The sequence below is a fragment of the Oleiphilus sp. HI0067 genome, from assembly GCF_001635735.1.
The window spans coordinates 1-1204 of record NZ_LWFI01000454.1; the positions used below are offsets into that span (position 1 = coordinate 1).

Sequence of the window (1204 nt, forward strand, 5' to 3'; positions counted from 1 at the left end):
AGCCAAGAAAGCAGAACAAGCCAAGAAAGCAGAACAAGCCAAGAAAGCAGAACAAGCCAAGAAAGCAGAACAAGCCAAGAAAGCAGAGCAAGCTAAAAACAAAGACCAGTTAAAAAATAATAGTAAAAGAACAAAAGCTTTATCTGACAAGGAAGGCGACTCGGTTCATCAAAGGTTGAATGGACCAACTGAATTCTCTGATGAGGCCGTCTTTGCATTAGTACAAGGCAGCAAGACTTTGAAGGCGCTAAGTGATCGGCAATTAGTGACGCAAGTTGTGACACAGGGCGGCGAATCCGCTCTGAAAAGCTTACAAAGAGCAGTCGCCCAGCAAATGGACCCAGAGCAATTTCAAATTGTTAACGGTACGGTGAACTCAATGTACGAACAAATAAAGGATCTAATTGAGTATGGCGAGGATCTGCCAGAATGGGATGGACGATTTTATAATGGCGCGATTAGTTTTGTTGTATCTGAAGAAGGGCTTATTCACGGATTGAAATTTAAGAAGAGAAGCGGCTATAAAGAGCTTGATGACTATATGTACAATGCACTGCAGTCTGCTAAAAAGTTTGAAATGCCTAGTGATGAGACGGCTGCTCTCTTCGTACGCTTACAGAGATTAAAGCTAGACTATAGTCACGAGGATACCAAGGGCTTTAAATAGGCAGTCGAGTTAATTCGCTAAATGAGCACTAACTACCAGCAACAAAAAGTTTTTTCTAGATTAGTGCTACTGAGTACTATATTGCACGCTATTGTATTTGTTGCAGTCTATTCATTTTCTCAAACAGAAAACCACTCAAAACACGCGTACACTGCAATCAACCTGTCCTTGACTAGTGTTTCTCCACGCATAGTAGAAGCGCGTAAAGAACGCCCCCCCATAGAAGAACCTCCTGAACCAGAAATTGAGGAAGTAAAGAAAGATAAAGTAAATGAAGAGGACTTAATTGATCATTTGATCAATGAGCACAAGCTTGGTGATGAATTTAGTTCGAATAACCAAGATGTCACGAAAGAGGCTCAGCTAGATTTTGGAGCAAAGCAAGAAATCGTTAAAAAGAAAGAGTCCAGTATAGGCACGAAAGGTGATAGGGAGGCGGTCAGTACAGTAGATTTATTTGCACCAATTGATATGGTAGGAAACGGCGCTCTTGAGGTGGACGCATTTACGGGAGTTAGTGACGAAGTTGGAGTTGGT

2 protein-coding genes are annotated in these 1204 nt (G+C 41.7%); both read left to right on the forward strand.

The window, feature by feature from the left end; genetic code table 11:
• The coding region (locus A3739_RS29430; RefSeq protein WP_197472080.1) for a hypothetical protein at nt 1-667 on the forward strand (667 nt) is incomplete at its 5' end.
• 81 nt (nt 668-748) lie between these two features.
• A partial coding sequence (locus A3739_RS05470) for a hypothetical protein (protein ID WP_156502373.1) occupies nt 749-1204 on the forward strand: 456 nt, incomplete at its 3' end.